Below are 24,629 nucleotides of genomic sequence, written 5' to 3'. Positions count from 1 at the left end.
CGATCGTTGCTAGCGTGGGGGAATGACGCCGTCGAAGACCCCGGCCGAGATCCTCACCATCGCCGGCTCCGAGGTCCGTATCTCCAGTCCGGACAAGATGGTTTTCCCCGAGCCCGGGCTGACGAAACTCGACCTGGTTCGTTACTACCTCGCCGTCGCGGAGGGTGCGCTCCGCGGCGCCGGCGGCCGCCCGATGGTGCTCAAGCGCTTCCCGAAGGGCATCGACGCGGAGCCTTTCTTTCAGAAGCGCGTGCCAGAAAACCACCCCGATTTCATCGACACAACAACCCTGAACTATGCGTCGGGGACATCAGCCGAAGAGACCGTCATCCGGGATGCCGCGGGCTTGGCCTGGGTGGTGAATCTTGGTTGCCTGGACCTAAACCCGCACCCTGTACGCGCAGAGGACCTCGAGCACCCCGACGAGCTCCGGGTCGACCTCGATCCGATGCCGGGTGTCGACTGGTCACAGATCGTCGACGTCGCGTATGTAGCGCGTGAGGTGCTCGACGACGTGGGACTAGTGGGTTGGCCGAAGACGAGCGGGTCACGCGGACTCCACATTCTGGTGCGCATTGCGCCGAAGTGGTCGTACCGCGACGTGCGGCTCGCCGCCGAGACCCTCGCCCGCGAGGTCGAGAACCGCGCTCCCGGCCTCGCCACCGCGCGGTGGTGGAAGGAAGAGCGCGGCGAGAGCGTGTTCGTCGACTTCAACCAGAACGCCAAGGACCGCACCGTGGCGTCGGCATACTCGATCCGCCCCCTGCCCGATGCCCGCGTCTCGACGCCGCTCGCCTGGGACGAGGTCCGCTCCGCCCGGCCCGAACAATTCACGGTGCGCACGGTGCCCGAGCGGTTCACCGAGCTGGGAGATCCTCACGCTGGTATCGACGACGTGGTCGGCACACTTGACCGCCTTCTCGCCTTGGGAGCCGAGCTCGGCCCCGCCGAGAAGCCGCCACGCGGCGGCGACGGCTCCGGCCGCCGGCAGTCGATGATGCCGCTCATCGAGGTGGCACGCACCAAGACAAAGCCCGAGGCACTCGCTGCGCTCGACGAGTGGAAGAGTCGGCATGCCGACCTTGTCAAGGCCTTGCACCCGGCAGATGTGCTCGTCGACGGAATGCGCGGATCGAGCTCGCTCTGGTACAGGGTGCGGGTCAACCTGCAGCACGTCCCCGAAGCGGAACGTCCCGCGCAGGAGGAGCTCATCGCTGATTACGACCCGTGGGCAGGCAAGGAGTGGCCGGGGCGTCTATAAACCCCAATCAGTGTCGTCGTAGGTGCCATGGAAATGGGCGCGGAGGTATTCCTCAACAACGGCTGCACCGAGATCCGCCGGCTCTGGAGCGACGATCCGGCCATCGACGCGGCGGACCATATTTTGTACGAACCGCGCGAGCCCTGGGTCGTCGCCGAGCCGGAAGAACGTGGCTTGGGTGCCGGCACGTCCAAGTCGGTCGAGTTCGGCGACGGTTACGCGGATTGTCTCCGGGTCGGGCGGCCAGGAGAACCACGCCTCGCCCTCGGCCAGCAGGTGCGCAGTCGGTTCGCCGTCCGTCACCACTAGGAGGACGGGCTGCATTGAAGGGTGCCGCCGGAAAAAGCGATTGGCCAACAGCAGGCCGTGATGCAGGTTTGTTCCCTGCTCCCGCAACGCCGGCAGGGCCGTGAGGTCGCCTATGTCCATGGACTGCGCGTAACGGCCAAAGGTGATCAGCTGCAGCCGGTCTCCGCGAAAACGGGTTGAGACGAGTTGGTGCAAGGCGAGCGCCGTGCGTTTCATCGGCACCCAGCGTCCCTCGGCAGCCATCGAGAACGACACATCGACGAGCAGGACGACGGCGGCCTGTGTACGGGCCTCCGTTTCCGCCACCTCGATATCGCCTGCTCCAAGGCGCAAGCCACGGCTCGGATCGCCGCCGTCGGCCATCGTCCGGCGGATCGCGTTCGTCATGGTGCGAGTGACGTCCCACGGTTCGGCGTCCCCGAACTGCCACTCACGGGTGGCACCGGTCTGATCGCCCGCAGCCCCGGCGACACGCGTATCCCGGCGTCCCTGGCGGCCGGAGAGCTGCTTGGCAGTGTCCCGCAAGAGCGACTTCCCCAGCCGCCGCATAGCCTGGGGCGACAACCGGAGGTCGCCGTCGGCACCGCGCCGCAGATAACCGCCGTCCTGCATCGCCCGTTCGATGTCCGCGAGGGCGCGGGCCGACACGGCCGCATCCTGACCAAGTTGGCGTGCGAGGGCGTCCAAGTCCAGATCATCGAGGCGTGATCCGTTGTAGGACTGGGAGAGCTGTTCGGCGAGCTCGTCGAGTTCGGCGATGTCCTGGAGCACTCCGGTGCCGTCGCCCAGCCCGAGCCCTTCCTGCCCCTCGAAGCGTTCTGATCCTGTCCAGTCCTCACCGGGGCGCAGGGCACGGAGGCTCGCGTCGAGCTGATTGAGCTGCGTCATCAATTCCGGCGAGCCGAACGCTTCGGCCGACAGACGCATTAGCTCATCGCGCTGCTCCTGCGACATGGATTGCAGGAGCCGCTGCGCCGCGGCAGCCCGCTGGGCCAGGGCATCGATCAGCTCCTCGATCGATTGGGGATTCTCCGGAAAGAAGCTGCCGTGCTCAGACATGAACCTCTGAAAGTCTTCGTCGGTGTCCTCGCCGCGCCGGTGTTTGTCGAGCAGCTCGTTGAGGTCGCACAGCATGCCGTTCACGGCTTCGCGGTCTTCGTCGGTGGAATTCTCGAGCGCCTGTTTCATGCCGGCAAACCGCTGGTCAAGAACCTCTCGGCCCAGCAGGTCCTTGATCCGTTCATAGGCCTCCCGTGCCGTGCTCGACTGCCAGTCGTAGGAGGCGAGCTCGTTGACCGCAGCGGCGGTGGAAGAGGGCAAATTCTGCAGTTGCATCTCCCGGAATGCGCGGCCTGTGTTGTCCATCATGGCGTCGCGGGCCAACTGCTTGCGTTCCTCCAGCACGGCGGTGTCGAGAAGCTTCCGGACTTCGCTGAGGGTGCCGTCCAGCCGGTGGCGGCTCAGCAGGTCTCGTCGGCGTTGCTGAACACGGCCGGCGAGATCGTCCAGCCCTTCCCGGTCGCGGCCGCCGCGGCGCAGGAACTCCTGCAGGGCGTGCCGGGGCGAGTAGCCTGCCATGACGTCTTCGGCGACAGCATCAAGCGCCTCGGCAAGATCAACCGGCGGGGCGAGCGGATCGGGTCCGCCCGTGTACCGGCCGTACCGGGAGGACCGGTGGTGAGCGCTCATGATGGTGCCTGTTCCTAGTCCTGATTCCTAACCGTAGATCGTCTCCCCGTCGTCGGACTCCTTGGAAATCCGCCGGGCGAGGAAAAGACCCTCCAAGGCAAGTTCGATGGCGGCAGCGCGCTGCCCCTCGTTTTTCGCGCCCAGGCGCGCGCCGATCTGGTCGTACAGGTCGGATCCGTCAAGAGCCGGGAGGTTTGCGAGGAACTCCCGCGCGGTGACTTCTTCCCCGGTGGTTACGGTCGTGTTGCCGTCGAGCGCAGCAACCAGCGGCCCGAAATCGATGCCGCGGTAGTGCATCCGCACAGCTTCGGCTGTGGCCGTGCGCACGAGGTGATCGAGGACGGCTCGCTCCCGCCCCTCTTCACCCGATTCGAACTCAATCTTGCCTGAGAGGACATCGATTGCACTCTCCAGGTCGACGATCCGGGCGACTGCCTCGTCTTCCCCGTGTACCGCGGCCCGGCGCAGCGCTGCCGCGGCGACCGTCTCGGCGCCCGCGATGCCGAACCGCGCCGAAACACCGGAGCTTTGGTTAACCGCAGGGGATTGACGGAGCGCACGGGTGTAGCGGGCCAGGATTTCGAGGATGACGGGCGAAACGTCGGCGACCAGGCGGCCCTCCTGCGCAATGACTGCAACCTCGTCTTCCAGCTCGATTGGGTAATGGGTGCGGATCTCGGCGCCGAAGCGGTCCTTCAGTGGAGTAATGATCCGGCCGCGGTTGGTGTAGTCCTCCGGGTTCGCTGACGCGACGACGAGCACATCGAGGGGCAGCCGCAGGACGTAGCCGCGGATCTGGATGTCGCGCTCCTCCATGACATTGAGCATCGCGACCTGGATGCGCTCGGCAAGGTCGGGCAGTTCGTTGATGCCGATGATGCCGCGGTTGGAGCGCGGGACGAGGCCGTAGTGGATGGTTTCCGGGTCCCCAAGCCGGCGTCCCTCGGCTACCCGCATGGGGTCGACGTCGCCGATAAGGTCGGCGACTGAGGTGTCAGGGGTGGCGAGCTTCTCGACGTAGCGTTCCGAGCGGTGCCGCCAGGCCACACGCATCCGGTCGCCTTCAGTGAGGGCACGGGCGCGGGACTGCTCGGTCATAGGTTCGTACGGGTGTTCGTTCAGTTCCGATCCCTCGATCACCGGAGACCACTCGTCGAGGAGCCCGACCAAGGTGCGCAGGAGCCTCGTCTTGCCTTGTCCCCGCTCGCCGAGCAGGACAACGTCGTGGCCGGCGATCAAGGCACGCTCAAGCTGGGGAAGCACTGTGCGGCTGAAACCGAACAAGCCGGGCCACGGATCGCGGTCTGCGGCAAGCGCGGCGAGCAGGTTGCCGCGGATCTCGTGGCGCAGGTCCTTGTGGACATGGCCGGCTGCACGTAATTCACCAACGGTGAAGATTTCGGGACGATCACTCACACCTCAAAGGTAGTCCTCGAACTGCTGTGAATCGAGCATCCGACTTTCTCATGATTCCAGCGCGTCAGACCCTGGAACCGCATACGCTGGATTTTGATGACTGCAACAACACCATCGGCGCCAGCAAAACCGCCGAGTACCCTGCTCCTTCTGGTGCGCCATGGGCAGACGCCCACGACGGGCACAGTGCTGCCCGGGCTTGCCCCCGGACTGCACCTGTCCGACGGGGGCCGGGTCCAGGCCCAAGAGGTCGCGGAGCGGCTCTCCGCTCTTCCGATTGACGGCATCTACTCCTCACCACTGGAGCGCGCTTGCGAGACTGCCGAGCCGACGGCAGCCAGCACCGGGCTCAAGGTGAACGAGCACGCGGGACTGATCGAGTGTGACTTCGGCGCGTGGACCGGAGCCGCGCTCACCGAGCTGGCGCGTTTGCCGCAGTGGCAGACCGTACAGCACACTCCGTCAACCTTCCGCTTCCCGGACGGGGAAAGCTTCGCGCAAATGCAGGCACGGATGGTCGGCACCCTCGAAGGGCTATACGCCGCCCACGCCGGCGGCGTCGTCGTTTGCTTCTCCCACGCTGACCCGATCAAGGCTGCCGTTGCCCACGCCCTGGGCGCCCACCTGGACCTCTTCCAGAGGATCGTTATCAGCCCATGTTCGGTCTCGGTCATCTCCTATGTGGAGGGTCAGGCGCCCGCTGTACTCATGGTGAACTCGACTCTGGAATCACTGAGCGGGCTGAGGACCCCGTGAAGAGGAACATACTGTGTCCGGACAGCAGCTGACACTGCTCGCCGAGGGCCGCATCGAGATGCTCGGACGTATCCTGCGCAGCAGCAACGCGACGTTCCTCGTCCAAGTCTCCTGCCGGGAGGATTCGGCGTGGGCGATTTACAAGCCGGAGGCCGGGGAACGGCCGCTGTCCGATTTTGAGCCTGGGCTCTACCGGCGGGAACGTGCGGCTTATCTGCTGAGTGAGTATCTGGGGTGGGGCATAGTACCGCCGACGGTGATCCGCGAGGACTCTCCCTTGGGCGTCGGGTCACTACAGTGGTTCGTCGAGAACGACCAGAGTGAGCATTACTTCACGCTCTATGCAGAATCAGCGGAAACCCATGACTGCCTTGCGCAGATCGCACTGTTCGATTGCATCGCCAACAACACTGATCGTAAAAGCGGGCACGTGCTGCGCGGCAACGACGGACGGGTATGGGGCATCGACCACGGGCTATGCTTCGCGGCACATTTCAAACTGCGCACCGTGATTTGGGATTTCGCCGGCGAACCTATCCCGGACGCTCTGCTGGATGACATCGCCCCGCTCGCACAAGCTGTGCCTCCCGACGTAGCCGAACTCCTCGACGACTTGGAGGTTGCCGCCCTGCGGCTTCGGGTGAAGCGACTGCTGCGTGAGAGAGTGCTGCCGGTCGACGACACCGGCATGCGTTACCCGTGGCCGCTCGTGTAGCGGAGTGCCGGGGGCGCCACCGCGCGACGCCGGGTTTATGCCTCCGCTCACCGGGCAAGGAGTGGCCGGAGCGCCCTGGGTCATGACATCACAACGAAACCGGAACCGTGAAGCACCGTTTGTTCGGCGGTCATCAGCTTCGGTGGTCTGGGCCAAGCTTGGCTTAGCGCACCGGGTGGGCAGCGGGAACTTCATTGGCCGCGACATCTCTAACTACCGCGCCGCCGTCTGCCCTACTAGTGATAGACCGTTCTGAGGTTTACCGCCGGCCTTCCTCCAGGAATGCACGCGCTGCGTTCCTCACGTCATCGAACCGGCCGTCGTGGATAGCCATCACCGGAGAATCATCATCGAGCCTCGGGTTGTCTCCGATAAACCAGGCCCGGGCACGGTCAGCTCCCTGTGCAGCCAGCAACTGCCACTGGTCGTAGGCGAACCGGAGACGTTCCGCCTCCTCTTCATCAGGCTCCGGGCCTTCTTCCATAACCCAGTCGTCAGCGGTTAGCCGGACTCGGTCGCCGGCCAGGGCAGAGACCATAGTCGGTCCCAGATCATCCGTGAGTTCCCGGACAACCTCGCGGATCCCCGGAATTGCTGGTTCATGTTTCATCTGCCCACTCCTGTCATTGTTGGTCCCTGACCCAGCCTGCCGCAGTCAGTTGCCCGTCGCAAGGAGTACGTCTACACGCAGAGAATCGCCGCAAAGATGGTCGATCCAATTCGCATCAAAGGTTACATCAGCCGTTGGCGGCTCCATCAACATCCCTGACGTCGGCATGGACCTTAGGTGAAGTCACAGACAGGCCTAAGGGCTTCAACCATGTCCGAACAAGTTACGACCCCGCCATCCACGGCCAACAAGCCTCATCGGAACGTCTCGTCTCGGTGCCAAAATCAACAGGGCACCTTCCCTTGGAATACAAGAGAAGGGGCCCTACTGGCTACCGGTGCCCGAGGTGGGACTCGAACCCACACACCTTTCGATACTGCATTTTGAGTGCAGCGCGTCTGCCAATTCCGCCACTCGGGCTTGGAACACCCCGCCGTAACTTCTCCAGCGGTCAACAGGCTTTTGTGAAGACTGTCATGCTCCTTGAGTGCGCGAATCTACTCTACATGCCGATAGGCTATTTCCGAGAACCGCAGCAAAAGGGTTACAAAACTCATCGAGGAGTACCAGTGTCTGAGCAAACCGAGTCCACCCCCACACGCCGCGTTGTCGTCGCCGAAGACGAAACTCTGATCCGCTTGGACATTGTCGAAATCCTGCGCGGCGAAGGGTTCGACGTCGTTGCCGAAGCCGACAACGGGGAGAAGGCCGTCGAGCTCGCCACCGAGCTCAAGCCGGATCTGGTCTTGATGGACGTCAAAATGCCTGTCATGGACGGGATTACCGCGGCAGAGCAGATTGTGAAGGCACGCATCGCCCCCGTGGTGCTGCTGACCGCTTTCAGCCAGAAGGAACTGGTCGAGCGGGCACGTGACGCCGGCGCGATGGCCTATGTGGTCAAGCCGTTCACCCCCGCCGATTTGGTGCCAGCCATCGAGATTGCGCTCTCCCGCCACCAGGAGATCAAGGCTCTGGAGTCCGAGGTCTCCGACCTGCAGGAGCAGTTCGCCACCCGCAAGCTCGTGGAGCGGGCCAAGAGCCTGCTCATCACCAAGATGGGCCTGACCGAGCCCGAGGCTTTCCGCTGGATCCAGAAGACCTCCATGGACCGCCGCTTGAGCATGCGCGAAGTCGCCGAAACCATCATCAACCAGGTCAACTAGCCCCGCGAACGCCAGTGGCCGGTCCTGAATGGACCGGCCACTGGCGTTTCAAATGCTGTCGGTTCCTAGCTGGGCCAGGGACCGACCTTCTCGTGCCGGGGGTTCGAGCCGTTGAGCAATTCACCGGCGTCTGCGAGGTCGCCTACACGGTGAACCTTGAGCGAGTTGGTCGATCCGGCTTTTCCGGGAGGGGAACCGGCGGCGATGACAACCAGGTCGTCAACGTCCACCAGCCCTTTCTCGTAAAGCACACGGTCAACTTGGGCTGTCATCTTGTCCGTATGCTCGACGAACTCCACCAGCAGCGGCTGGATTCCCCAGATCAGTGACATGACGTTCAGGGTGGACTGCAGCGGGGTGAAGGCGAAGATCGGCCGCCCCGGACGCAAGCGCGAAAGCCGGCGTGCCGAGTCCCCGGACTGCGTGAAGGTACAGAGATATTTGGCGTCCAACTGGTTCGCAATTTCGACTGCGGCACGCGTGATGGCGCCACCGCGGGTCTTGGGCTTGCTACCCAGCGGCGGAACGCGGTCCAGGCCGTGCTGCTCGGTGGACTCGATGATCCGGGCCATTGTGTTGACAGTCTCCAGCGGGTACGCGCCCACGCTGGTCTCGCCGGAAAGCATGACCGCATCCGCGCCGTCCAGAACGGCATTTGCGCAGTCGGATGCCTCGGCACGGGTAGGCCTCGGGTTCTCAATCATGGACTCCAGCACCTGGGTGGCCACGATCACCGGCTTCGCCCAACGCCGGGCCAGTTCGATGGCACGCTTCTGCACCACTGGCACGTCCTCAAGCGGCAGCTCCACGCCGAGATCGCCCCGGGCCACCATGATGGCGTCGAAGGCATCAATGATCTCTTCCAGCGCGTCCACGGCCTGGGGCTTTTCGATCTTGGCGATGACTGGAGTACGCCGGCCTTCTTCGTCCATGATCTCGTGCACGCGGCGGACGTCCGCTGCATTGCGCACGAAGGAAAGGGCCACCATGTCTACGCCCGTGCGGATGGCCCAGCGCAGATCCGCTTCGTCCTTCTCGCTCAGCGCCGGCACGTTGACCGCGACACCGGGCAGGTTGATCCCCTTGTTGTTAGAGACGGCGCCTGCCACGGTCACTTCGGTGACGACCTCGGTGTCCGTGACCTTCACGGCTCGCAGAGCAACTTTGCCGTCGTCGATCAGCAGCGGATCTCCCGCGTTGACGTCCTGAGGCAGGCCCTTGAAGGTGGTCGAGCACCGCTCGGCCGTGCCTTCGATGTCTTCGGTGGTAATGGTGAAGGTGTCCCCCACCTTCAGGTCATGCGGGCCGTCCGCGAAGCGGCCGAGCCGAATTTTGGGTCCCTGGAGATCAGCGAAGATGCCAACAGGTTTGCCCAGCTCGGCCGCGGCGCGGCGCACATTTTCGTAAGTTCCCTGATGCACGCTGTAGTCGCCATGGCTCATGTTCATGCGGGCAACGTCAACGCCCGCTTTGAGGACTTCCAAGGTGCTTTCGTAGCTGGAAATAGCAGGACCAAAAGTTGCAACTATTTTCGCTCGTCTCATAAACCTAGCCTAGTTCTCTCATGCAGTTATGGGCGTATCCACAGCGTACAGCCGGGTTCATTACATGGGCAGTGCGGCTATCGGCCTGTCGGTCGGAGCCACCGGCGCGGGCAGCCGAGTCTGCCCGGTCAGCCACTTGTCGACGGCGGCGGCGCACGCGCGGCCTTCGGCGATCGCCCAGACAATCAGTGACTGGCCGCGGCCTGCGTCACCGGCCACGAAGATGCCGTCCGTGTTGGTCATGTAGTAACCGTCCCGGACCACGTTGCCGCGGCTGTCGAACTCTGCCTTCACCTGTTCGGCGATACCTGCCGGTTCCGGACCGGTGAAGCCGAGGGACAGGAAGACCAGGTCCGCCGGAATTTCACGTTCGGTCCCCGCCTTGGGCACGCGCTTGCCGTCCACGAATTCGGTCTCCGCAACCTTCAAAGCGCGCAGCTTGCCTTCGTCGTCGCCTAGGTATTCAACCGTGGAAGCAAGGTAGGTACGCTCGCCGCCTTCCTCGTGGGCACTGGCTACTTCGAACAGCGTGGGGAACGTCGGCCATGGCTGGTGCGCGGCTCGCTCGGCCGGCGGCTGCTTTCCGATGGCCAGCGTGGTGACCGATGCAGCGTGCTGGCGGTGGGCGGTACCGAGGCAGTCCGCCCCGGTGTCGCCGCCGCCGAGGATCACCACATGCTTGCCGCGGGCATCGATCTGGTTCTCCACCTTCTCCCCTGCCACCACCCGGTTGGCTTGGACCAGATACTCCATGGCGAAGTGGACCCCGTCCAGCTCCCGGCCGGGGATGGCCAGGTCCCGTGGCACGGTGGCGCCGGTAGCGATCACCACGGCGTCGTACCGGCGGCGCAGCTGCTCCCAGCTGACATCCTTGCCGATCTCGATGCCGGTGCGGAACCGGGTACCCTCGGCGAGCATCTGCTCCAGCCGACGCTCCAGATGGTCTTTCTCCATCTTGAAGTCCGGGATGCCGTAACGCAGCAGACCGCCGACCTTGTCGTCGCGCTCGTACACCGCGACAGTATGTCCGGCCCGGGTCAGCTGCTGGGCAGTTGCCAGGCCGGCGGGGCCGGAGCCGACGACGGCGATGGTCTGTCCGGTCAACCGCTCCGGCGCCAGCGGGGTGACCCAGCCGTTGTCGAAGGCCTCGTCGATGATGGAAACCTCAACCTGCTTAATGGTCACCGCGGGCTGGTTGATCCCCAGGACACAGGACGACTCGCACGGGGCCGGGCACAACCGCCCGGTGAATTCCGGAAAGTTGTTGGTGGCGTGCAGCCGTTCGATCGCTTCCTGTCCCTTGCCGCGCCAGATGAGGTCATTCCACTCCGGAATCAGGTTCCCCAGCGGGCAGCCCTGATGGCAGAACGGGATGCCGCAATCCATACAGCGGCCGGCCTGGGCCTTCAGTACGCCTTTTTCCTGTGCCTCGTACACTTCCTTCCAGTCCATGATGCGGACCGGGACCGGTCGCCTCGGCTGGGTCTGGCGTTCGCGTACCTTCATGAATCCGCGTGGATCAGCCACCGGTAACCTCCAAAATTCGTGACCAGACAACATCGCCGTCGGGATCGAGTCCCTCGGATTCAGCGGTAGCCCGGGTTTCCAGCACAGCCGAGTAGTTCCGCGGCAGCACCTTGGTCATGCGTGAAATGGTCGCGTCAAGATCCTGCAGCAGCTGCTCGGCCAACCGGGAACCGGTCTCCTCCGCATGCTGCTTGATCAGCGCGCCAACGGTCTCGCGGTCTTCGGCGTCCAGCGGAAGCAGCAGCAATTCCTTGTTGTCCATGCTCTGCTTGTTCAGCCGTGCCCGGTCCAGTTCCAGCACGAAGGCGACACCGCCGGACATGCCCGCACCAAAGTTTCGGCCGGTTCGCCCCAGGATCAGTGCAGTTCCACCGGTCATGTACTCGCAGCCATGGTCGCCAATGCCTTCGACGACGGCGGTAGCACCTGAGTTCCGAACGAGGAACCGTTCGCCCACCTGGCCGCGGAGGAACATCTCGCCGCTGGTGGCGCCGTAGCCGATCACGTTTCCGGCGATCACGTTGCGTTCAGCCGGGAACACGTTGCCCCGATCCGGACGGACGATAATCCGTCCGCCGGAGAGGCCTTTGCCCACATAGTCGTTGGAATCGCCCAGCAAGCGCAGCGTGATGCCGGCGGGCAGGAAGGCGCCCAGCGACTGGCCGGCCTGACCATTCAGGGTTACGTCGATCGTGTCCTGCGCCAGAGTGTCGATGCCGAAGCGCTTGGTGACTTCGTGGCCGAGCATGGTCCCCACCGAACGGTCGGTGTTGACGATGTCCAGGCTGATCCGCACCGGCGCCCGGTTGGTCAGTGCCTCGGCGCTCATCGCGATCAACTGGTTGTCGAAATGCTTGTCCAGCTCGTGGTTCTGCTGCGTCGTGTTGCGCAGCGGCGAGTGGGTATCAAAACGGTAGCCGCGCAGGATCGGATCCAAGTCCAGCCCATCGGCCTTCCAGTGATCAATGGCCTTGCCGGCATCAAGTAGCTCGGAATGGCCGATAACCTCGTCCAGGCTGCGGTAGCCCAGTTCGGCCAGGATCTCGCGGACCTCCTCGGCAATGAATTCGAAGAAGTTCACAACGAATTCCGGCTTTCCGGTAAACCGGGAGCGCAATTCCGGGTTCTGGGTGGCCACGCCTACAGGACAGGTATCGAGGTGGCAGACCCGCATCATGATGCAGCCCGAAACCACCAGCGGTGCGGTGGCAAAGCCGAATTCCTCGCCGCCGAGCAGCGCCGCGATCACGACGTCCCGGCCGGTTTTGAGCTGGCCGTCAACCTGGACAACCACACGGTCCCGCAGACCGTTGAGCATCAGTGTCTGCTGTGCCTCGGCCAGCCCTAGCTCCCAGGGAGCACCGGCGTGTTTGAGCGAGTTCAGCGGACTGGCGCCGGTTCCGCCGTCGTGCCCGGAAATCAGCACGACGTCGGCCTTCGCCTTGGTTACGCCAGCGGCCACGGTGCCGATTCCGACCTCCGACACCAGCTTCACGTGCACACGGGCAGATGGGTTGGACCGCTTAAGGTCGTAAATCAGCTGCGCCAGGTCCTCGATGGAGTAGATGTCGTGGTGCGGCGGCGGGGAAATAAGCCCGACACCGGGGGTCGAGTGCCGTGTCCGGGCTACCCAGGGGTAGACCTTCTGGCTCATCAGCTGCCCGCCCTCGCCGGGCTTGGCGCCCTGGGCCATCTTGATCTGGATGTCGTCGGCGTTGGTCAGGTACAGGCTCGTGACACCGAAACGGCCGGAAGCGACCTGCTTGATGGCGGAGCGGCGCTCCGGGTCCAGCAGCCGGTCCTCGTCCTCGCCGCCCTCGCCGGTATTGGACTTGGCCCCCAGCCGGTTCATGGCAATGGCCAGCGTCTCGTGGGCTTCCTTGGAAATGGAACCGTAGCTCATCGCGCCGGTGGAGAACCGCTTGACGATACTGGACACCGGTTCGACTTCTTCCAGCGGGACGGCCGGACGGTTCCCCGTCTTGAACTTGAGCAGCCCGCGCAGGGTCATCAGGTCCTTGGACTGGTCATCCACGCCCTTAGTGTAGGCCTTGAAGATGTCATAGCGGCGCTCACGCGTGGAGTGCTGCAGCCGGAAAACCGTCTCCGGGTTGAACAGGTGCGGCGGTCCTTCGCGGCGCCATTGGTACTCGCCGCCAACCTCCAGTGAGCGGTGGGGATCCTCGATTCCGTCGCTCGGGTAGGCCTGTGCATGCCGTGCCGCGGTTTCGGCCGCGATGACATCAAGGCCCACGCCGCCAAGCTGGGACTGGGTACCGGCAAAATACTGGTCGACCAGGCTCTGCGCCAGGCCAAGGGCTTCGAAGGTCTGTGCGCCGCAGTAAGACGCGACGGTGGAAATGCCCATCTTGGACATGATTTTCAGGACGCCCTTGCCCAGGCCCTTGATCAGGTTGTAGACGGCCTCGGCTTCGGTCACGCCCTGGATGTCGCCGTTGCGGACCAACTCTTCGCAGCTTTCCATCGCCAGGTAGGGGTTGACCGCGGAGGCGCCGAAGCCGATCAGGACGGCAACGTGATGCACCTCCCGGACGTCACCTGCCTCAACCAGCAGGGAGATCTTAGTGCGGTTGGCGCTCTTGAGGAGGTGGTGGTGAACCGCGCTGGTCAGCAGCAGCGACGGGATCGGTGCCCACTGGGCATTCGAATCGCGGTCGGAAAGGATAATGAATTTGACCCCGCGGTTGACGGCAGCCGAGACCTTTTCGCAGATCTCCTGCAGCCGGGCGCGCAGTTCCGACTCGCCGCCGTCGGGACGGTACAGGCCGCGGACTTTCAGCGCGGCCTTGGCGCCCTCATCGGTTTCGAGCGCAGTAATCTTGGCCAGCTCATCATTGTTGATGACCGGGAATTTCAGCGCCACTTGCTTCGCACGGACCTGGCCGGTGGCCAACAGGTTGCCATCCGGGCCGATTGACCCTCGCATGCTCGTGACGAGCTCTTCGCGGATGGCATCGAGAGGCGGGTTGGTGACCTGGGCAAAGGACTGCACGAAGTAGTCGAACAGCAGCCGCGGCCGCTTGGAGAGCACGGCTATCGGGGTGTCGGTTCCCATGGCGCCCAGCGGTTCCGCGCCCGTACGCGCCATCGGACCCAGCAGGATCCGCAGCTCTTCGTGGGTGTAGCCGAAGGTGCGCTGGCGGCGGTTGATTGACGCCGGGGTGTGGACCACGTGTTCGCGCTCGGGCAGGTCCTCAAGGCGGATCATGTTGTCCTTGACCCATTCGCCCCACGGGTTCGCCGCGGCAATCTCGGACTTGATCTCCTGATCCTCGATCAGGCGGCCGGCTTCGGTGTCGACGAGGAACATTTTGCCCGGCGACACCCGGCCTTTCCTGACTACTCGCTCCGGTTCGATGTTGACGACGCCGACTTCGGAGGCGAGCACCACGAGGCCGTCCTCAGTGACCCAGTAACGGGCCGGCCGAAGACCGTTGCGATCGAGCACCGCGCCGACGAGCTTGCCGTCGGTGAACGACACCGCTGCCGGACCGTCCCACGGCTCCATCAGCATCGAGTGGTACTGGTAGAACGCCCTGCGCTCCGGATCCATGGTGGTGTGGTTTTCCCAGGCCTCCGGGATCATCATCATGATGGCCTGGGTGATCGGCTTGCCGGATAGCATCAGCAGCTCGGCGACCTCGTCGAAGGAAGCCGAATCCGAGGCCCCGGGAGTGCAGATCGGGAACAGTTCTTCGGGAATGTCCCCGAGCACAGGGTTGCTCAACTGCGACTGGCGGGCACGCATCCAGTTCCGGTTGCCCTTGACGGTGTTGATCTCACCGTTGTGCGCGATGGTGCGGAACGGCTGGGCCAGCGGCCACGATGGGAACGTATTGGTGGAAAAGCGGGAGTGGACAATCCCCAGCTTGGTCTTAAAGCGGCTATCCGAGAGGTCCGGATAGAACGGCTCCAGCTGCGCGGTGGTCAGCATGCCCTTGTACACAATGGTCTTGGACGACAAGGACGGGAAGTAGACGCCGAACTTGTTCTGCGCACGCTTGCGGACGCGGAAGACCTTGGCGTCGAGTTCCGATGCGTCCGTGCCGCCGCGGGGATCCATCCCCAGGAACAGTTGCACGAAGTGTGGCATGCAGGCCCGTGCCATGGCGCCAACCAGGTCCGAGACTATCGGGACTTCGCGCCAGCCCAGGACCACGAGGCCTTCTTCTTCGGCCAATGATTCCAGTCCGGCTTGGGCTACCTCGGCTTCCGACTCTTCGTTCGGGAGGAAGGCAGTTCCAACGGCGTACTCGCCGGCCCTCGGGAGCTCAAATCCGGTCACGGCACGGAAGAACTCGTCCGGGATCTGCGTGAGCAATCCCGCTCCGTCCCCGGTACCTTCGTCCGCGCCCACCGCACCGCGGTGTTCGAGGTTGCGCAGGGCGGTCAGGGCTGCATCGACAATGTCGTGGCCGGGTTCGCCGCGCAGGGTGGCAATAACTGCCAGTCCGCAGGCATCTTTCTCATTGGCGGGGTCGTAGAGGCCCGCGCGTTCAGGATAGGCGGCGAAACGGGTAAACGGCGAAGCGACCTGCGCGCTGCCATTCCCGCCGCCGAAGTTGCGTGGTGTACTGGATCCGTTGAACGGAGGAGTCATAACGGTTTTCCTTCTCCCGTAAGTGGAACTCGAGAAGGGGACGCCGTTGGCCCCGAAGCACGGCAGCTTGCACGAAGCCGTACTTTAGTACTGGAAATTGTATGACCTAGCCCACGTTATGCAGCACGGTTGGTGCATAACAATTTTGCTGATTCCGAAAAACCGGACAGAAGCGCAGTCATACCCGCTGAACCCGTACTGGTTGACGGATTATTTACGGAGATTCCACATCAGTGTGGTCGGCACAGATGCTGCAACTCACCGGGCGGTGGCCCGGGGGGCGCTATTTGCCTTCGGAGTCCGCGGGCCCAGTCGTGCCGCTGGTGCCGGACGCGGAGGACTTTCCTGTCTCCGAAGGATTCTCAGAGACACTAACACGCCCGGTGGCCCCGGACACGTTTTTGTCCATTTTTTTCTTGCCGGTTTCTGTTGTGTTAACACCGCCGGTGCCCGATTTGCGGGAGGCGGCGGAAGCATCGCCGTCGTTCTTGGGATCTGTTTCCGCCTGTGGCGCCGGGCTGGACAGGTAGACGGAGTCCGTCTCGGGAGTCCGGGGCTTCCGGGAGAGCAGGACAAATATGACGAGCGCGGCCACCAGCAGCAGCAGCGAAGTCCAGACATTCAAGCGCTGCGTCACGCCGAAGAGTGTGATCATTTCCGCATCGTCGATGCGCATCATTTCGATCCAGACGCGGCCCAAGGTGTAGTAGGCGACGTAGAGCCAGAAGAGCATTCCGCGGCGGAGCTTGAAGCGCTTATCGATCAGCAACAGCAGGGCAACCCCGGCCAGGTTCCAAAGCGATTCGTAAAGGAACGTCGGATGGAACAGCGTGCCCGGTTCGGCGCCGGGTGGGAAATTGGCATGGTCGGCGTCGATTTCCAGGCCCCAGGGCAGGTCCGTGGGGCTGCCGAACAGTTCCTGGTTGAACCAGTTTCCCCAGCGGCCGATGGCTTGGGCCAGCAGCACACCGGGGGCAGCAGCATCCATAAAGGCGGTCAGTTTGACCCCTGCACGGCGGCAGCCGATCCACGCGCCCAGCAGGCCCAGCGCCACGGCTCCCCAGATTCCGAGACCGCCCAGCCAGATCTGCGGGATCAGGCTCAGGTCACCGTTCGGGCCGAAGTATGCGTCCGGCGAGGAGAAGACGTGGTACAGCCGCCCGCCGATGATGCCGAAGGGAATTGCCCAAATGGCGATGTCCCAGACCACCCCTTCGGGTCCTTTCCTGGCCTTCCAGCGGCGGTCCGTCAGCCACAAAGCCGCGATGATGCCGGCGAGGATGCACAAGGCATACGCATGGATGGTCAGCGGGCCGATGCTGAACCCGGACCAGTCCGGACTCGGAATCGACGCCGGGATCACAAGGGAAGTAGTCGTCTGCACCGGTAGCGGTCCTTTGTTTGGCTTTGGTGGCGGCGGAGGATCAGTTTTTGGCGGTACCGCTGTGCAGTTCCGCCGCGAGTTTGCCCACGGCTTCCACGCCCTCGGCGCCCAGGGTGGCGACCAGTGCGGTGCCGACGATGGCGCCCTCGGCGTAGGCACCGATTTCGCGGACGTGTTCGGCCTTCGAAACGCCCAGGCCCACGCAGACGCGCTCTGCGCCCGCGGCATGTGCCGCGTCGACGACCTGCTGGGCGGCGCTGCTGACACTGTCACGTGCGCCCGTGACGCCCATGATGGACACGGCGTAGACGAAACCACGGCTGGCCTTGACCGTCATGGCCATGCGTTCCGGCGTCGACGAGGGCGCCACCAGGAAGACCCGGTCCAGTCCGTACTTATCCGACGCTTCGAACCATTCGGCAGCTTCGTCCGGGACCAGATCCGGGGTGATCAGGCCTGCTCCCCCGGCCTCGGCCAGGCGCCGGGAGAACTCATCGACTCCCATGCGCATGACTGGATTCCAATAGGTCATGACGAGAACGGCAGCCTCACACCGAGCGGTAATACCGGCTACGATGTCGAACACCTGATGGACCCGGAATCCGTTTTCGAGGGCCTGCACGGTGGCGGCCTGGATAACCTGGCCGTCCATGACGGGGTCCGAGTACGGGATTCCGATCTCGATCACATCGGCACCGTTTTCGGCCAGTGCGACGGCGGCATCGATCGTGCCCTGCACGTCGGGGTAGCCGGCGGGCAGGTAGCCGACCAGCGCGGTACGGCCCTCCGACCGTGCTTTCTCGATGGCGGCAGCTGATTTGCTGGCGATGGCGGCAGAATTCACAGTTGTTCTCCTTCAGCGCCGATTTCGGCTTCCGGTGAGTTTCCGTCCAGCAGGTCGAACCATTCCGCAGCGGTGGCAACGTCCTTGTCTCCGCGGCCGGACAGGTTGACGACAATCACCACGTCCTGCGGATTGTCCTTGCCGGAAGTGAGCTTCTTGCCGACCCGCAGGGCACCGGCGAGTGCATGCGAGGATTCGATGGCCGGAATGATGCCTTCGGTGCGGCAAAGCAGCCGGAATGCGTCCATGGCTTCGCTGTCGGTCACGGGTTCGTACTTGGCGCGTCCGATGTCCGAAAGGTAGGAGTGTTCCGGACCGACGCCCGGGTAGTCCAGGCCCGCCGAGATGGAGTGGGACTCGATGGTCTGGCCGTCCTCATCCTGCATCAGGTAGGACCGGGCGCCGTGGAGTACTCCCGGACGGCCGAGTGTAATGGTGGCTGCATGGCGGTCAGTGTCGACGCCCTCGCCGCCGGCTTCAAAGCCGTAGAGTTCCACCGAAGGATCGTCCAGGAAACCGTGGAAAATGCCGATGGCGTTCGATCCGCCGCCGATGCATGCACAGACTGCATCCGGAAGCCGGCCGGTCTGGGCAAGAATCTGCTCGCGTGCCTCGTCCCCGATTACCTCATGGAAGTAGCGCACCAACGCGGGGAACGGATGTGCTCCGGCGGCGGTGCCCAGCAGATAGTGCGTGGTGTGCACGTTGGCAACCCAATCGCGCAACGCCTCGTTGATGGCGTCCTTCAGGGTTTGCGAGCCGGCTGTCACCGGGACAACCGTAGCGCCGAGCAGTTCCATCCGCGCGACGTTCAGTGCCTGGCGTCGCGTGTCTTCGGCGCCCATATAGACCACGCATTCGAGGCCGAGGAGGGCCGCCGCCGTCGCACTCGCCACGCCGTGCTGTCCGGCGCCGGTTTCGGCGATGATGCGGGTCTTGCCCATCCGCTTGGCCAGAAGAGCCTGGCCCAAGACGTTGTTGATCTTATGGGAGCCAGTGTGGTTCAGATCTTCGCGCTTCAGGAAGATCCGGGCCCCGCCGGCATGGGCCGAAAACCGTTTGGCCTCCGTCAACAGCGACGGCCTGCCCGAGTAGTTCCGGTTCAGTTCGGCCACCTGGGCGATGAACTCCGGGTCTGCCTTGGCTTTGTCGAACGTGTCCTGCAGTTCGTCCAACGCCGCGATCAGCGACTCGGGCATCCAGCGGCCGCCGTAGTTGCCGAAGTAGGGGCCGGGGGCATGGCGGAGGCTTCCGCCTGAAAGGAATGCATCCGCGGCGTCCGGCTTGTCACCGGCGTCGGGCGTCTCGGGGCTCTGCGTCATGGCCTTGGCCGTCCTGTCTGTTTTGAACCTCTCGGCGGACAGGCCCGGAACCTTGAGAACCGGGCCTGCCGCCGAGACGGTATTGCTTGTGTTAGCTGCCCTGGCTGCGGTCCGCGATTGCCCGGGCACCGGCTGCAGCGAAATCGGTGACGGCTTGCTCCGGTGCGTTGCCAATCACCAGTGCCTCGCCGACCAGCACCGCATTGGCACCTCTCGCTGCATAGTCGGCAACGTCGTCGGCGTCGCGTACGCCGGATTCGGCCACGATGACCGCCTCCGACGGGATCTTTTCCGCCAGCGAGGCGAAGATGGAACGGTCCACATCCAGCGTCTTGAGATTCCGCACGTTGACTCCGATGATCCGGGCACCGACGGAAACAGCGCGTTCAATCTCCTCGGCCGTATGCGTTTCCACCAGAGCATTCATGCCCAAACGGTGCGTCAGGTCCAGGAACGCGCGCAGCTGGGAATCTTCCAGCGCAGCGACGATGAGCAGGACGAGGTCCGCACCATGTGCCCGCGCTTCCCAGATCTGGTATTCGTCGACCGTGAAGTCCTTGCGCAGGACCGGAATGTCGACGGCGTCGCGCACGGCATCCAGATCCGCGAGCGACCCGCCGAAGCGGCGTTGCTCCGTCAACACGCTGATAACTGCCGCTCCGCCCTTTTCATAACGGCGTGCCAGTTCAGCCGGGTCTGCGATCTGCGCAAGGTCGCCCTTGGACGGACTCTTGCGCTTGACCTCGGAAATCACCTTGAGTTCGGTTCGCGGGCTGTCCGGGCCGCCGAGGGCGGCATAGGCGTCACGCGGCGCAGCCGCGGCGGAAACGCGTTCCGTCAGCTGCTCCAGCGGAAGTTCCGCCCGACGGGCTTCAAGATCTTCCCTGACCCCAACGATGATGTCGTCGAGAACAGTCACTCTCAGTGACCGCTGTTCATGAGCTTGTCGCCGTCCACGCCGTAGCCGGCCTTCTTCATGATCCAGCCAACGATCAGGCCAATGAACATGACAACAACGCCGCCCCAGAAAACCAGGTGCGAAGCCATGACGAAACCGATACCGGCGACAATGCTGCCTACGATCATGATCAGGACACAGGTCCAGGCAGCCGGGCTGTTTCCGTGGCCAATGACTTCGTCGTGGATGCTGGCAACGGCCTGCTCATTGGATGATTTCTCGGTGACGGTGGCGTGATTGCCCATTATCTAACTCCCTGAAGAAACGGTACTGACTATATTCTGCCATTGATTTTCGGCGAACCGACCAGTATGACTTTAGGCCCGCCCGGTCCCCTAGTCTGTGGGATCCGTGCCACGGCTGAGCTGGTCCCAGCTGTCGATCTCGTCGACAGGACCGCCCCGGTCGGACGGCGAACCGTCCGCCTGCCGTGCGGTAGCGCTGGTGTACTTCCTGTTGGCCTGCCAGCGGCGGCCGGCGAGTACCAGCCATACCGCGCAGGCGGCCATCAGGAGACCGGCCACCAGCGCCAGCACGGGAAACATCGTGGAAGAGATTTCCGCGGCCTGCCCAACCTGCCCGGTGGCCTCCCCAATGGCGGTTGATGCCGCAGCGGCCGGATCCGCGATGACCTGGTAGCTGGAGAGTGCGATGCCGGCTCCGGCCAACGCCAGCAGCACGGCAATGACAATCCTGGCAATCCGGCCGGCGATAGAAGCCGCCAGTGCCGCGGCCAGTCCCACCAACGCCAGCGCCGTGACCGCGATAGCGGCCTCGCTGCCGGCCACGCTAAGGTCCGGTGTCTGCACCGTGCTCTGCGGCAGCCTCACGTTGAGCCAGGTCTGGGTGGTGGCACCGAAGGCAGCCAGCGAGGCCAGAATGGAGGCCATCACTACGGTGCTCTTGCGCTGCCACCGCGACGGTGGCTTCACTTCGGTCCGCTCAGCCATCAGTTGCCTTCACCGGTTACGATGGCTGCCGGATCGGCGGCATGCAGCCGGGTGGCCAAGGTCACCGCGCGCAGCGGAGCCGCGGCCTTGTTCACAGATTCGATGGCTTCGGTGGCGGGATCCGAGTCCGCCACGATTCCGCCGCCCGACTGGACATAGGCCCGGCCATCGCGCAGCAGGGCGGAACGGATGGCAATAGCCATGTCCATGTCGCCGGCAAAGTCCAGATAGCCCACTACTCCGCCGTAGATGCCGCGGCGGTGCGGTTCGAGTTCGTCAAGCAGACGCAGTGCCCGCGGTTTCGGCGCGCCGGAGAGCGTGCCTGCCGGAAAAGTCGCGGCCAGCACGTCGTAAGCAGACTTATCGTCGGAGAGCCTGCCGACCACGGTGGAGACGAGGTGCATGATGTGGCTGAATTTCTCCACCTCCATGAACTGGCTGACATCCACGGTGCCCGGATCGCAGACCTTCGAGATATCGTTCCGCGCCAGGTCCACGAGCATCAGGTGCTCGGCGCGCTCTTTCAGGTCGGCGAGCAGCTCTTCGGCGAGCTCGCGGTCCTGTTCCACGGTTTTGCCGCGCGGACGGGATCCGGCGATCGGGTGGGTAATAACTTCGTCCCCGGTCACCGTAACCAGTGCCTCGGGCGAAGACCCGACGATGGAGTAGGCGTTGCCGTCGGCGTCTTCCAGGCTGAACAGGTACATGTAAGGGCTCGGATTGAGGTTGCGCAGCACCCGGTAGACGTCCAGTGCCGAGGCCGAACACTCCGTTTCAAACCGGCGCGAAATCACCACCTGGAAGACTTCGCCGTCGACAATCGCTTCCTTGCCCCGGTCCACAGCCGCCAGGTATTGCTCTTCCGCCCAGCTGTGCGTGACGGAGTCCATCAGCTCATCGGTCGACAGTGCGCTGTTCTCCAGTACGGAAATCTGCTGGACCAGCGGCTCATTGAGCTGGGCCAGCATCCGGCGGATGCGCTCAACCGCGTCGCGCCAGGCATCGTCCGCCCGCTCGTCGCTGCCATCGAAATTAATGGCGTTGGCGATCAGGGTGACAGTTCCTTCGGCGTTGTCGTGGACGGCCATGTCCGTGACCAGGCACATGGCCAGCTCCGGCAGCGGCAGGTCCTCTTCGGGCGGGCTGGTCAGCTTTTCCCAACGACGCACCGCTTCCCAACCCACGAAGCCCACTAGTCCGGACGTCAACGGCGGCAGCCCGTCAAAACGTTCGGTGCGCAGCGCCTCCACCGTCTGGCGCAGCGCCTCGACCGGGTTGCCGTCCAGCGGCACGCCGGCCGGCGGCTCCCCCAGCCAGTGCGCCTGGCCGTTCTTGCTGGTCAGCGTGGCCCTGGAATGGGTTCCGATGAACGAGTAGCGGGACCAGACCCCGCCCACTGCGGCGGACTCGAGCAGGAACGTTCCTGCCTGCCCGCCGCCGAGCTTGCGGTAAAGGGAGATGGGTGTCTGGTCATCAGCGAGCACCTTGAGGGAGATCGGGATAACCCGCCGGTCGCGGGCAAGGGAGCGGAACTCCTCCAGCGTGGGGCTGATGACACCAAGGTCCTGCATTACTGGTTTTCTTTCGCTAGCGGTTCTTCTTCTGTACGGTTTCCAACAACGACGTCGACACTGCGGCCATCGAAGCAGGTTCTGGTGCCTGTGTGGCAGGCTGCGCCGACCTGGTCGACCTGGATCAGCAGGGCGTCGCCGTCGCAGTCGAGCGCAACGGATTTTACCCATTGCACGTGCCCGGATGTATCGCCCTTGCGCCAATACTCCTGGCGTGACCGCGAATAGAACGTCACCCTCCCGGAAGAGATCGTACGGCGCAGCGCCTCGTCATCCATCCAGCCCAGCATCAGCACTTCGGAGGTGTCATGCTGCTGGATGATCGCGGCGACGAGGCCTGCGGCATCGCGCTTGAGCAGGTCTGCAACGGCGGAGGGCAGGGCTTCGCTGCCGGCGCCGGCCATGGATACGTTCTGGGATTCAGACTGGGAGGACATCCTTTCAAGTCTAGTGCTTCGGCAGTGGGCCGTTTGCCGCCCGCCAACGAGGCCACACAACGTTATGGGCGGCCCAAAAATGGCCGCTTCATGCTAGGTTCAGGATTGATGCATTTCGTTGACCCGTCCCGTGAAGTTCTGGCCGAGACTCTGCTGGCAGCCGGCCCGGACTCCGCCACGCTCTGTGAAGGCTGGCGGACTGCCGAACTGGCGGCGCATCTGTATCTGCGCGAACACCGGTTGACGGCCCAGCTGGGCATGGCCTTCAAGCCCCTGTCGAAGGTTTCGGACGAAGCCACCCGAAAGCTGGCGGACAAATCCCGCGGAACAGCGGGCTACAGCAAGTTGGTGAAGGCCTTCCGCGCCGGCCCGCCCCGGCTCTCGCCGCTGAAGCTCAAATCGGTGGATGCCGCCGCGAATCTTATCGAGTACTTTGTGCACACCGAAGACGTCCGGCGTGCCACCACGCGGTGGGCACCGCGCGCTTTGGATGAGGAATACTCCAACGCCTTGTGGGACGACCTGATCAAGCGGGCCGCCCTCCTGTACCGCGGGGTGGATCTGGGCATTGTCCTGGTGCGCCCCGATGGCCCCCGGCACGTTGCGAAGCGTGCCTCGGTGTCGGTAGCGATCGTCGGAGAGCCCGGAGAACTGCTCATGCATGCGCATGGCCGTACCCAGCACGCTCTCGTTACTTTCGAAGGCCAACCGGACGCCGTCGCACTGCTGCAGAGCGCCGAAATCGGTCTCTGACTCCGCACGCGTCCGGTCTCAGCGCACCGGGTAGCCTGCGGCGCGAATAGCGTTCTTCACCTGGGCGATGGCATCGTCGGGTCCGAAATGGAACACGGACGCGGCCAATACGGCATCGGCACCGGCCGCCACCGCCGGCGGAAAATGCTCGGGCTTGCCAGCGCCACCGGAGGCGATCAGCGGAACCTGCACCGCAGCACGCACGGTCCGGATCATCTCCAGGTCGAAGCCTTCTTTGGTGCCGTCGGCGTCGATGGAGTTCAGCAGGATCTCCCCTACCCCACGGTCGGCGGCTTCCTTAGCCCACTGCACTGCATCAATGCCCGTGCCTTGCCTGCCGCCGTGCGTCGTGACCTCGAAGCCGGAAGGTACCGAGGAATCAGCCGTCCGCCGGGCATCCAGCGACAACACCAGGACCTGCGAGCCGAAGTGGTTAGTAATCTCGTCGATGACCTCCGGGCGGACCACGGCTGCGGTGTTGATCGACGCCTTGTCGGCACCGAAGCGCAGCAATCTATCGACGTCGGCGACGCTGCGGACACCTCCGCCGACCGTCAGCGGGATGAAGACTTCCTCCGCGGTGCGCGCAACGACGTCGAACGTCGTCTCGCGGTTTCCGGAGGAGGCGGTCACGTCCAGAAAGGTCAGTTCGTCGGCTCCGGCACGGTCATAACGGTGTGCCAGTTCAACCGGATCCCCGGCGTCGCGCAGGCCTTCGAAATTGACGCCCTTGACCACCCTGCCGGCGTCGACATCGAGGCAGGGAATGACGCGGATTGCTACAGACACTTGCACTTCC

At 64.1% G+C, this 24,629-nt stretch carries 20 protein-coding genes and 1 tRNA gene; 5 read left to right on the top strand and 16 right to left on the bottom strand.

From position 1 onward, the window contains the following. The first annotated feature begins 22 nt into the window (after positions 1-22). Positions 23-1,261, top strand: a complete 1,239-nt coding sequence (gene ligD / locus J5251_RS14170) for a non-homologous end-joining DNA ligase (protein WP_208574293.1) — start codon at positions 23-25, stop codon at positions 1,259-1,261. On the opposite strand, the gene J5251_RS14165 is transcribed toward ligD, so the two are convergent. Together J5251_RS14165 and J5251_RS14160 are read right to left on the bottom strand one after the other, a co-directional pair. After that, positions 1,256-3,259 carry a vWA domain-containing protein gene (locus J5251_RS14165; RefSeq protein ID WP_208574291.1) on the bottom strand — a complete coding sequence of 668 codons (2,004 nt, stop codon included), beginning with the start codon at positions 3,257-3,259 and terminating at the stop codon, positions 1,256-1,258. The genes ligD and J5251_RS14165 overlap by 6 nt on opposite strands. 27 nt (positions 3,260-3,286) lie before the next feature. Next, positions 3,287-4,675 (bottom strand): magnesium chelatase, encoded by a 1,389-nt coding sequence (locus J5251_RS14160; protein ID WP_208574289.1) that lies wholly within the window; start codon positions 4,673-4,675, stop codon positions 3,287-3,289. 96 nt (positions 4,676-4,771) lie between these two features. Between J5251_RS14160 and J5251_RS14155 the strand changes: the two genes are divergently transcribed. Both J5251_RS14155 and J5251_RS14150 read left to right on the top strand, forming a co-directional pair. Further along, positions 4,772-5,431, top strand: coding sequence for an MSMEG_4193 family putative phosphomutase (locus J5251_RS14155; protein ID WP_208574288.1), 660 nt, complete (start codon positions 4,772-4,774; stop codon positions 5,429-5,431). Between the two features lie 13 nt (positions 5,432-5,444). Beyond that, the gene (locus J5251_RS14150) at positions 5,445-6,146 is read left to right on the top strand and encodes an SCO1664 family protein (RefSeq protein ID WP_208574286.1); all 702 of its coding nucleotides are present in this window, start codon (positions 5,445-5,447) and stop codon (positions 6,144-6,146) included. A 259-nt stretch (positions 6,147-6,405) separates the two neighbouring features. Here J5251_RS14150 and J5251_RS14145 read toward each other — a convergent pair whose 3' ends face one another. Both J5251_RS14145 and J5251_RS14140 read right to left on the bottom strand, forming a co-directional pair. After that, positions 6,406-6,756: a hypothetical protein gene (locus J5251_RS14145; protein WP_208574284.1), complete on the bottom strand. Its 351-nt coding sequence runs from the start codon at positions 6,754-6,756 to the stop codon at positions 6,406-6,408. A gap of 338 nt (positions 6,757-7,094) precedes the next feature. Next, positions 7,095-7,176: transfer RNA gene (locus J5251_RS14140), tRNA-Leu, on the bottom strand. Positions 7,177-7,325: 149 nt separating this feature from the next. On the opposite strand from J5251_RS14140, the gene J5251_RS14135 reads away from it, so the two are divergent. Then, the gene (locus J5251_RS14135) at positions 7,326-7,919 is read left to right on the top strand and encodes an ANTAR domain-containing response regulator (RefSeq protein WP_169994733.1); all 594 of its coding nucleotides are present in this window, start codon (positions 7,326-7,328) and stop codon (positions 7,917-7,919) included. A 65-nt stretch (positions 7,920-7,984) separates the two neighbouring features. Here J5251_RS14135 and pyk read toward each other — a convergent pair whose 3' ends face one another. The 11 genes from pyk to hisI form a co-directional block, all read right to left on the bottom strand. Further along, a complete protein-coding gene (gene pyk, locus J5251_RS14130; RefSeq protein ID WP_139003663.1) occupies positions 7,985-9,463 on the bottom strand; it encodes a pyruvate kinase in 1,479 nt (492 codons plus the stop codon). A gap of 60 nt (positions 9,464-9,523) precedes the next feature. Then, positions 9,524-10,990, bottom strand: a complete 1,467-nt coding sequence (locus J5251_RS14125) for a glutamate synthase subunit beta (protein WP_208574282.1) — start codon at positions 10,988-10,990, stop codon at positions 9,524-9,526. Further along, positions 10,983-15,611, bottom strand: coding sequence for a glutamate synthase large subunit (gene gltB, locus J5251_RS14120; RefSeq protein WP_208574280.1), 4,629 nt, complete (start codon positions 15,609-15,611; stop codon positions 10,983-10,985). The genes J5251_RS14125 and gltB overlap by 8 nt, the downstream gene beginning before the upstream one ends. A 283-nt stretch (positions 15,612-15,894) precedes the next feature. Further along, positions 15,895-16,995: a prolipoprotein diacylglyceryl transferase gene (gene lgt / locus J5251_RS14115; protein ID WP_139003666.1), complete on the bottom strand. Its 1,101-nt coding sequence runs from the start codon at positions 16,993-16,995 to the stop codon at positions 15,895-15,897. Positions 16,996-17,035: 40 nt separating this feature from the next. Next, positions 17,036-17,839 carry a tryptophan synthase subunit alpha gene (trpA, locus tag J5251_RS14110; RefSeq protein WP_208574279.1) on the bottom strand — a complete coding sequence of 268 codons (804 nt, stop codon included), beginning with the start codon at positions 17,837-17,839 and terminating at the stop codon, positions 17,036-17,038. Next, on the bottom strand, positions 17,836-19,161 hold the full coding sequence (trpB, locus tag J5251_RS14105) for a tryptophan synthase subunit beta (RefSeq protein WP_208574278.1): 1,326 nt from the start codon (positions 19,159-19,161) through the stop codon (positions 17,836-17,838). The genes trpA and trpB overlap by 4 nt, the downstream gene beginning before the upstream one ends. Positions 19,162-19,252: 91 nt before the next feature. Then, a complete protein-coding gene (gene trpC / locus J5251_RS14100; protein ID WP_208574277.1) occupies positions 19,253-20,080 on the bottom strand; it encodes an indole-3-glycerol phosphate synthase TrpC in 828 nt (275 codons plus the stop codon). 2 nt (positions 20,081-20,082) lie between these two features. Then, positions 20,083-20,364, bottom strand: a complete 282-nt coding sequence (locus J5251_RS14095; protein ID WP_139003670.1) for an HGxxPAAW family protein — start codon at positions 20,362-20,364, stop codon at positions 20,083-20,085. Positions 20,365-20,454: 90 nt separating this feature from the next. After that, on the bottom strand, positions 20,455-21,069 hold the full coding sequence (locus J5251_RS14090; RefSeq protein ID WP_208574276.1) for a Trp biosynthesis-associated membrane protein: 615 nt from the start codon (positions 21,067-21,069) through the stop codon (positions 20,455-20,457). Beyond that, positions 21,069-22,640, bottom strand: a complete 1,572-nt coding sequence (locus tag J5251_RS14085) for an anthranilate synthase component I (protein WP_208574275.1) — start codon at positions 22,638-22,640, stop codon at positions 21,069-21,071. The genes J5251_RS14090 and J5251_RS14085 overlap by 1 nt, the downstream gene beginning before the upstream one ends. Beyond that, positions 22,640-23,044: a phosphoribosyl-AMP cyclohydrolase gene (gene hisI / locus J5251_RS14080; RefSeq protein ID WP_240792912.1), complete on the bottom strand. Its 405-nt coding sequence runs from the start codon at positions 23,042-23,044 to the stop codon at positions 22,640-22,642. Before hisI ends, J5251_RS14085 begins: the two co-directional genes overlap by 1 nt. Positions 23,045-23,185: 141 nt before the next feature. On the opposite strand from hisI, the gene J5251_RS14075 reads away from it, so the two are divergent. Further along, entirely contained in the window at positions 23,186-23,830 is a 645-nt protein-coding gene (locus tag J5251_RS14075) for a TIGR03085 family metal-binding protein (RefSeq protein WP_139003674.1), read from the top strand. A gap of 18 nt (positions 23,831-23,848) precedes the next feature. Here J5251_RS14075 and hisF read toward each other — a convergent pair whose 3' ends face one another. After that, positions 23,849-24,619, bottom strand: coding sequence for an imidazole glycerol phosphate synthase subunit HisF (gene hisF / locus J5251_RS14070; RefSeq protein ID WP_139003675.1), 771 nt, complete (start codon positions 24,617-24,619; stop codon positions 23,849-23,851). Between the last annotated feature and the right edge of the window lie 10 nt (positions 24,620-24,629).

It is taken from the genome of Arthrobacter crystallopoietes, assembly GCF_017603825.1.
In the GTDB taxonomy this organism is placed as follows: domain Bacteria; phylum Actinomycetota; class Actinomycetes; order Actinomycetales; family Micrococcaceae; genus Crystallibacter; species Crystallibacter crystallopoietes_B.
Note: the sequence above shows the minus strand (reverse complement) of the source record. Positions and strands in the feature narration are given on the sequence as shown.

Excerpts from the sequence above, each read along its gene's own strand:
- gltB (WP_208574280.1), bottom strand. The coding sequence starts at position 15,611 with ATGACTCCTCCGTTCAACGGATCCAGTACACCACGCAACTTCGGCGGC.
- J5251_RS14145 (WP_208574284.1), bottom strand. The coding sequence starts at position 6,756 with ATGAAACATGAACCAGCAATTCCGGGGATCCGCGAGGTTGTCCGGGAA.
- J5251_RS14085 (WP_208574275.1), bottom strand. The coding sequence starts at position 22,640 with ATGCAGGACCTTGGTGTCATCAGCCCCACGCTGGAGGAGTTCCGCTCC.
- J5251_RS14165 (WP_208574291.1), bottom strand. The coding sequence starts at position 3,259 with ATGAGCGCTCACCACCGGTCCTCCCGGTACGGCCGGTACACGGGCGGA.
- J5251_RS14155 (WP_208574288.1), top strand. The coding sequence starts at position 4,772 with ATGACTGCAACAACACCATCGGCGCCAGCAAAACCGCCGAGTACCCTG.
- J5251_RS14090 (WP_208574276.1), bottom strand. The coding sequence starts at position 21,069 with ATGGCTGAGCGGACCGAAGTGAAGCCACCGTCGCGGTGGCAGCGCAAG.
- J5251_RS14095 (WP_139003670.1), bottom strand. The coding sequence starts at position 20,364 with ATGGGCAATCACGCCACCGTCACCGAGAAATCATCCAATGAGCAGGCC.
- ligD (WP_208574293.1), top strand. The coding sequence starts at position 23 with ATGACGCCGTCGAAGACCCCGGCCGAGATCCTCACCATCGCCGGCTCC.
- pyk (WP_139003663.1), bottom strand. The coding sequence starts at position 9,463 with ATGAGACGAGCGAAAATAGTTGCAACTTTTGGTCCTGCTATTTCCAGC.
- hisI (WP_240792912.1), bottom strand. The coding sequence starts at position 23,044 with ATGGCCGGCGCCGGCAGCGAAGCCCTGCCCTCCGCCGTTGCAGACCTG.
- trpB (WP_208574278.1), bottom strand. The coding sequence starts at position 19,161 with ATGACGCAGAGCCCCGAGACGCCCGACGCCGGTGACAAGCCGGACGCC.
- J5251_RS14075 (WP_139003674.1), top strand. The coding sequence starts at position 23,186 with ATGCATTTCGTTGACCCGTCCCGTGAAGTTCTGGCCGAGACTCTGCTG.